Origin of the sequence: Saccharomonospora iraqiensis subsp. iraqiensis (assembly GCF_000430445.1) — a bacterium.
GTDB lineage: Bacteria > Actinomycetota > Actinomycetes > Mycobacteriales > Pseudonocardiaceae > Saccharomonospora > Saccharomonospora iraqiensis.
The window spans coordinates 6,867-14,499 of record NZ_KE387085.1; the positions used below are offsets into that span (position 1 = coordinate 6,867).

Annotated in this window: 6 protein-coding genes; 4 read left to right on the forward strand and 2 right to left on the reverse strand. The window is 72.4% G+C overall.

Annotated features, from left to right (window positions below; all coding sequences use genetic code 11):
- The coding region (locus tag ACTIR_RS22780) for an AraC family transcriptional regulator ligand-binding domain-containing protein (RefSeq protein ID WP_034239447.1) at positions 1-637 on the reverse strand (637 nt) is incomplete at its 3' end.
- A gap of 72 nt (positions 638-709) precedes the next feature.
- Here ACTIR_RS22780 and ACTIR_RS0110915 point away from each other — a divergent pair.
- From ACTIR_RS0110915 to ACTIR_RS0110930, 4 genes are all read left to right on the forward strand, one after another.
- Positions 710-2,323: a flavin-containing monooxygenase gene (locus ACTIR_RS0110915; protein WP_026454313.1), complete on the forward strand. Its 1,614-nt coding sequence runs from the start codon at positions 710-712 to the stop codon at positions 2,321-2,323.
- A complete protein-coding gene (locus tag ACTIR_RS0110920; protein ID WP_026454314.1) occupies positions 2,320-3,768 on the forward strand; it encodes a cytochrome P450 in 1,449 nt (482 codons plus the stop codon). The genes ACTIR_RS0110915 and ACTIR_RS0110920 overlap by 4 nt, the downstream gene beginning before the upstream one ends.
- Positions 3,769-4,117: 349 nt before the next feature.
- Entirely contained in the window at positions 4,118-6,067 is a 1,950-nt protein-coding gene (locus ACTIR_RS0110925; protein ID WP_026454315.1) for a diguanylate cyclase domain-containing protein, read from the forward strand.
- Between the two features lie 4 nt (positions 6,068-6,071).
- The gene (locus tag ACTIR_RS0110930; RefSeq protein ID WP_026454316.1) at positions 6,072-6,533 is read left to right on the forward strand and encodes a peroxiredoxin; all 462 of its coding nucleotides are present in this window, start codon (positions 6,072-6,074) and stop codon (positions 6,531-6,533) included.
- A 70-nt stretch (positions 6,534-6,603) separates the two neighbouring features.
- Here ACTIR_RS0110930 and ACTIR_RS0110935 read toward each other — a convergent pair.
- A partial coding sequence (locus ACTIR_RS0110935) for an LCP family protein (protein ID WP_411431324.1) occupies positions 6,604-7,633 on the reverse strand: 1,030 nt, incomplete at its 5' end.

Consider the following 7,633-nt stretch of genomic DNA (forward strand, 5'->3'; position numbering starts at 1 on the left):
GGGCCACGCCGGTGCGCTCGCGCCGCCGGGACAGCAGCTCGCGGCACTGCCGCTCGCACAACGCCGCGGTGTGGTCGTTCGCCTGCGGCATCCGGCGGTCGAGCAACCGCCGCGGGAGCCGCATCCGTTCCCGGCCGGGTTCGGAGCCCGGACGGATCCCGAGGAGCTCGGACATCAGGGTGCGGCTCGCCGCGACGTCCCGGGCGAGCAGGAACGGCCGGACGTCGGCGGGCACGGCGTCGGCGTGCCAGTCCAGGTACACCCGGTCGCCGTCCACCCGCAGCTCGGGCACGCAGAAGACGTAGGTGAGCTCGACGTAGCGCAGGGCGAGACGGATCGCGTCGCCCACGGTCGGGGAACTGGTGACCGCGAAACCCCAGATCCCGTAGGCGGTGGCGTGATAACGCCGTCCCACCCGCTCGCCGAGCTCGGCCGCGTCCCCGGCGCACCCGGCGAGGAGGTTGCGCACCACCGCGAGTTCCTGCTGCGCCTCGACCTGCGCCAGCGGGTCGGCGACCGTGGCGGGGTCGAGACCGGTCCCGGCCAGCACCCGTTCCGCCGGAACGCCACGCTCGACCGCGAAGTCGACCAGGAGCGCGACACTGGCCACGCCCCGCGGGAAGTCCCAGTCCACCACGTGTCCGAAAATATCAACAACGTGTCCCCCGGGTCGCTGTTCCGGCCGGGACGTGGGCCCTAGCGTCCCGGCATGGAGATCATCAGCACGACCGCACTCGTCGTCGGAGCGGGCTTCGGCGGCGTGGCCGCGGCGATCGAACTGCGCCGGGCCGGGATCCACGACTTCGTCGTGCTGGAGTCCGCGGACTCGCCCGGCGGTGTCTGGCGGGACAACACCTATCCCGGCGCGGGCTGCGACGTCCCGTCGCCGCTGTACTCGTTCTCGTTCGCCCGCAACACCCCCTGGCCGCGCCGGTACGCGGAACAGCCCGACATCCTCGCCTACCTCGAACGGGTCGCCCGGCGCTACGGCGTCCTGAACCACGTCCGGTTCGGCACCGAGGTCGACTCGGCCGAGTTCGACGCCGCCACCGGCCGGTGGACGGTGACCGCCACGGACGGGACCACCTTCGCCACGCGCGTGTTCGTCCCCGCCACCGGCCAGCTCTCCCGGCCGGCCTATCCGTCCGTTCCCGGCCTCGGGACGTTCCGCGGCCCGTCCTTCCACTCCGCGCGGTGGGACCACGAGGTGGACCTGCGGGGCAGGCGGGTCGCCGTGATCGGGACCGGGGCGAGCGCGGTGCAGTTCGTGCCGCGCATCCAGCCCGAGGTCGCCGGACTGACGGTGTTCCAGCGCTCGGCGCAGTACCTCATGCCCAAGCGCGACCGGGTCTACACCGGGTGGCGGCGCAGGCTCCTGCGGGCGGCGCCGTGGCTGCAGACCGCCGACCGGCTCTCCTTCTGGCTCTACGCCGAGTTCGCCCAGGTCTGTCTGTCCCGCTGGCAGGCGTTCACCCCGCTGTTCGAGTGGCAGACCCGCAGGCACCTGCGCAGGCAGGTGCCCGACCCGGAGTTGCGGCGCCGCCTCACCCCCGACTACGCCCTCGGCTGCAAACGGGTGCTGTTCAGCAACGACTACCTCCCCGCCCTGGCCGAGCCCGATGTGGAGCTGGTCACCGACCCGGTCGCCGAGGTGACACCGACCGGTGTCACCACCCGCGGCGGCGTCCACCACGAGGCGGACGTCCTCATCTACGGCACCGGGTTCGCCGCCACGGACATGCTCGGCCCGATGACCGTGCGCGGGCTCGGCGGGCGCACACTCGGGCAGGCCTGGTCCGGGGGCGCGCGGGCGCACCTGGGCATCACCGTCCCCGGGTTCCCGAACATGTTCCTGATGTACGGGCCGAACACCAACCTCGGCGGGGGCTCGGTCATCCACATGTTGGAGAGTCAGGCGCGCTACATCGCCGACGCGGTGCGCACGCTCGCGCGGCGGCCGGGTGTCGCCCTCGACGTCCGGCCGGAGGTCGAGCAGCGCTGGGACGACGAGATCCAGGGCCGTCTGCGGGGTTCGGTGTGGACCAGGTGCGAGAGCTGGTACCGCGACGAGCACGGGCGGGTGGTCACCAACTGGCCCGGCCGGACGGGCGAGTACCGCCGCCGCACGCGGCGGGTGACGCTGTCCGACTTCCGGATCCTGCACGCCTCCCGGGGCGGAACGGGAACCGCGCCGGATCCCGTCGGGAACGACACGGTGTCCCCGACGCAGGCCGCCGCGTCACCGCCTCAGGGTATTGTCACTGCGCCAACAAGGCGGGAGAGTGGGGAGCGGCCGGCTCGACGAGGAGGTGGATCGCGGTGACCACGACCCTGGACCGCGTGGCGGACACGGTGCGGCAACGGATGCCGCCGTTGACGGCGTTGCCGTTGCCGGGGGCGGTGGACCGGTACCTGCGCGACCGGCGGTGGCCCGTGCGGGAGCTCGCGCCCGCACCGGCGGGCAGCGGCCTGTCCCCCGTGCTCGGGGACGACGGACCCCCGGTGCTCGGGCACTCCCTGATGATGATGCGCTACGGCGTCGACTACAGCCTGCGCCGGTACGAACGGTTCGGCCCGGTGTACTTCTCCGGCGCCTTCGGGCGCCGGATCGTCGCCGTCACCGGCGCCGAGGCGACCCAGGCCGTACTGGTGAACAAGGACAAGGCGTTCTCCCAGGAGGGATGGCGCTTCCTCATCGACCGGTTCTTCCACCGGGGTCTGATGCTGCTCGACTTCGACGAGCACATGCAGCACCGGCGCATCATGCAGCAGGCGTTCACCCGCGACCGGATCGTCGGCTACGTCGACCAGCTCGCCCCGACCGTGCGGGAGGGGGTCGCCGCCTGGGGGCGCGGCGACCGGCGCCTGTACGACGGCCTGAAGCAGCTCACCCTGGACGTGGCCACCCGGGTGTTCATGGGCATGCGCACCGGCCCGGAGGCACACGCCCTCAACCGCGCGTTCGTGGCCACGGTGCGTGCGGCCACCGCGCTGGTCCGGCGACCGGTGCCGGGCGGCCGGTACAAGGCGGGGCTGGACGGGCGGAAGGTCCTCGAGGACTACTTCGCCACGCATCTGCCGGGCAAGCGCGCCGAGGACACCGGCGACCTGTTCTCCGCGCTGGCACACGCGACGACGCCGGACGGCGAACGGTTCACCGACGCCGACGTCATCAACCACATGATCTTCCTCATGATGGCCGCGCACGACACGTCGACGATCACCACGACCGCCGCCGCCTACTACCTCGCCCGGCATCCCGAGTGGCAGGAACGGGTGCGGCAGGAGTCCCGGGAACTCGGCGACGACCTGCCCGACACCGACGCGCTCGACCGGCTGCACTCGCTCGACCTGGTCATCCGGGAGGCACTGCGGCTGGTGGCCCCGGTCCCGACCCTGCCCCGCACGGCCGTGACCGACACCGAGATCCTCGGGCACCACATCCCCGAGGGAACGATGGTCAGTGTCGCACCGGCGGTGAACCACTTCGACCCGCAGCGGTGGACCGCGCCGCACACCTTCGACCCGGAACGGTTCGCCGAGTCCCGGCGGGAGGACCGGTCCCACCGCTATTCCTGGATCCCCTTCGGGGGCGGGGCGCACAAGTGCATCGGTCTGCACTTCGGCATGTACGAGGTGAAGGCCCTGCTGCACGAGATGCTGCGCCACTACCGGTGGTCCGTACCCTCCGACTACCGGGCCCGGTGGGACTACGTCTCGCTTCCCGTGCCGGTCGACGGCCTTCCCGTCCACCTGCGACCGCTCTGAACCACGGAGATCACGGAGTGTAGCACCACGGACCACTAAAGAGCGAAGAGATGCCCCGTCCAGGCGCTGGACACCGTGTCTGCGGCATGATGCGGTGGCAACGTCGGCACGGTCCGGACGCGACGCGCCCGGATGTCCGCGGATTGCGGTGGCAGCGGGATTACGGTGGCGGTGGCTTCGTCGGCAGTGGCCTCGTCGGGGGTGGCTTCCGTCGACGGTGCGTCGGCGGTGTCCTCCGAGGGCGGTGTCCTCCGACGGTGACGCGCTCCGACGGTGATGCGTTCTCGGCGGCGGCGCGCCCGACGGCGGAGACACCCTCGATCGGCTGTGGGAACGTGTGAGGTGGAGTGTGGCGCACCCTGGTGAGGCACCAGGTCTGTCCGACATCGCGCGCCGGTGGATGGCGCACCTCGTCGACTCACGCACGCCCACGGATCCGACGAACGCGGGCCCGACGGACGCGGACCCGACGGACGCGGACCCGGACGCGGGCCGGGCCGAGCAGGTGACACTCGACCGGGCCACGCTGGACGAACTGGTGCGCTCGGTGGCCGGCGAGGTCCACGCGCGCGCCCGCACGGAGGCCGACGCCGCCGCCCGCCGGTTCACCGACCTCTTCACCGCGGTCCCGGTGGGGGTCGTGCTGGGCGCCGCGGACGGGACGATCCGGGCGGTCAACCCGGCGTTGACGGACCTGCTCGGATTCCGCAGGGACGACCTGGTGGGCAAGCCGTTGTCGCACCTGGCCGCCACCGGCGGCGACGCGGCCACGCTGACGTCCGCCGTGGACGACCAACTCTCCCTGCCCGCGCGCAGGCCCCGGCAGGAACGCCTCGGGATCACCCACGGGCGGGACGGCACGCTGCGCGCGCGGGTGACCGTCGGCACGCTCTCGGAGGAGACCGACGGCGGCCCGAGCCCGGTGCTGATGATCGAGGACGTCGGGGAGCTCGACCTGCTCGGCGAGCAGCTGCGCAAGCAGAACACGCAGGACCCGCTCACCGGCCTGCCGAACGCGTACCACTTCGACAACCGGGTCGACGCCGCCCTGGGCAGCGGCGGTGGCGGACGCCTCGCACTGATCTACCTGGACATCGACGGCTTCAAGGTGATCAATGACGGACTCGGGCCGGGTGCGGGCGACACGGTGCTCCAGTACGTCGCCCGCACGCTGAAGGAGCAGTTCGTGGCCCACGACGCGGTCGTCGCCCGGCTGTCCGGGGACGGCTTCGCCGTGCTGATGCGGGGTGCGTTCGCGGAGCCGGACGTGATCGACCTCGTCGAGGAGGCGGCCACCGCACTCGCCGAGCCGGTGTGGGTCGAGGGCACCGGTGTCGGGGTGAACGTCAGCGTCGGGATCGTGGTCACCGATCCGGACGGCCGCACGGGGGAGGAACTGCGCCGCGCCGCCGAGATCACCCTGCACCGCGCCAAGGAGAACGGCAAGGCGCAGTGGATGCTGTTCGAGAACGAGCTGGACGAGCGGGACCGCCGCCGCTACGCCCTGGGTGCGGCCGTGGGCGGCGCGCTGGAGAACGGCGAGTTCGGCGTGGACTACGAACCGACCGTCACGCTCGACGGAGGCGACCGGGTGGCCGTGGTCAACGCCGTGCTGCGGTGGGACCATCCCGAGCACGGCGCGCTCGGGCCCTCGGCGTTCTGCGCGCTGGCCGACACCACGGGCATGACCACCGCCCTGGGACACCACCTGCTCGACACGTCGATGTCCGACTCCGCCACCTGGTACCGGGAGTTCCCCGACACCGCACCGGATCTGTGTGTCCGACTGCCGACGAGATTCGCGATCGACCCCAACCTCGTCGGCATGGTCCGGGACGGACTGGACCGGACCGGTCTGCCCGCCCACAAGCTGCGGATCTGCACCGACAGTGTCGCCCTGTCCGACCCGCGCGGCGAGGCGCTGGAGACCCTGTCGGTCCTGTCCGATCTCGACGTCAAGATCACTCTCGCGGTGACCGGGGCCGCCGACCTCGACCTCGTCCGCATCCACCACCTCCCGGTCGGGTTCGTCGTGCTGACCGGGCACCTGATCGAGGCACTCGGCGAGGACGACGCCGCCGCCATCAGGGCACAGGAGCACCTGCGCACCCTGGTGGAACAGGCGCGGCAACTCGGCATCCACCGGATCGGTGCCGAGGGAGTGCACACCGGCGACCGGGCCGCGCGGCTGCGCGATCTGGGTGTCGTCGCCGGGCGCGGCAAGCTGTTCGGTGAGGCCGTCACCGCCGGCGGGGTGCGGGACCTGCTCGCGGGCAGGTCCGGTGATACGCGATCATGAACGGATGAAGCAGGGAGAGCACGCGCCGGACTTCACGCTGCCGGACGAGAACGGCGACCCCCGCAGCCTGTCCGGGTTCCTCGCGACGGGCCCCGTGGTGCTGTTCTTCTACCCGGCGGCCCTGACCCCGGGCTGTACGGCCGAGACCTGCCACTTCCGGGACCTGGGCGCGGAGTTCGCCGAGGTCGGTGCGCAGCGGGTCGGGGTCAGTGCCGACCCCGTCGACACCCAGCACGAGTTCGCGCGCACCCACGGGTTCGACTTCCCACTGCTGTCGGACCCGGAGGGCGAGGTCGCGTCCGTGTTCGGGGTGCGCCGCCCGCTGGGCGGGCCGTTGCGCACGCGGCGGCACACGTTCGTGCTGGACACCGACCGCACCGTGCTCGCGGTGATCCGCAGCGAGCTCCGGATGGCGATCCACGCCGACCGGGCACTGCAGGTCCTCCGGACCCGGACCGCCGGCTGAGCCACCACCCGCTGAGGCGCACCCGGGTCACCGCTCCCGCGGTCACCGCACCCCGGTCGCCGTGCGGCGATCACTCGCTGAGCGCGCTCTCCGGGATCGCCGTGTCCGTCCGCAGCGCGTCGAACAGTGCCTCGGCCTTGCTCTCGTCCCAGTTCTCGGCCGAGGCCGAGGTGACCGGCACGGTCGTGGTGACCACGCCGTCGCCGCCGATGCCGCGCATCGCCCACGCCAGGGCGAGCAGATGGTGCACGTGGTCGTCCTCGTCCAGGATCAGCGCGTCCGCCCCGCTCCCGAGCAACGGGACCACGGCGAACGGGTTGAGCAGGGTCGCGGGACTGGCGATCTCCCCGGCCAGCGCGCCGATGAACTTCCGCTGGTTGGCCACCCGGTCCAGGTCCGACCGTGGGGTGGCGGGGCTGTAGCGCATCCGCACGAACCCGAGCGCCTCGACCCCGTCGAGGGTCTGCCGTCCCGCGGGGATCGTGATCCCGGTCTTCGGGTCGTGCATCTCCTCCGGGATGTCCATCTCGACGCCCCCGACCGCGTCGACGACGCTCGCGAAACCCCCGAACCCGATCTCGGCGTAGTGGTCGATCCGCAGCCCGGTGGCCTGTTCCACCGTCTGCGCCAGCAGGGAGGGACCCCCGAACGCGAAGGCCGCGTTGATCTTGTTGACGCCGTGGCCGGGGATCGGGACCCGCGAGTCCCGCGGCAGGCTGAGCAGGGTCGCCGGGGTGTCGTTGTCCGGCAGGTGCGCGATCATGATCGTGTCGGTCCGGTCGCCGCCCGCGTCCCCGGTGGACAGCTCCGCGCGCTGGTCGGCGTCGAGCCCCTCCCGGGAGTCCGACCCGACGATCAGCCAGTTGGTGCCCTCCCCCGCGGCCGGCCTGCCGTCGTAGTCGCCGGGCAGCGCGTCCTCACGGGCGATGGAGTATTCGAGGTAGGCCCACATGCCCGCCAGCGAGAGGACCAGCACCAGCAGCAGGCTCAGCACCACCCGCCCGAACGACCGGCGTCTCCGCGGCGGCCGCTGCGGGGTACGCCCCGGTGGCGGTCCCTGCCGGGGAGGACGCGGCTCCTGCCGGGTCGGCCGGGGCGGC

Coding starts and splice junctions, on each gene's coding strand:
- ACTIR_RS0110915 (WP_026454313.1), top strand. CDS start 710: ATGGAGATCATCAGCACGACCGCACTCGTCGTCGGAGCGGGCTTCGGC.
- ACTIR_RS0110930 (WP_026454316.1), top strand. CDS start 6,072: ATGAAGCAGGGAGAGCACGCGCCGGACTTCACGCTGCCGGACGAGAAC.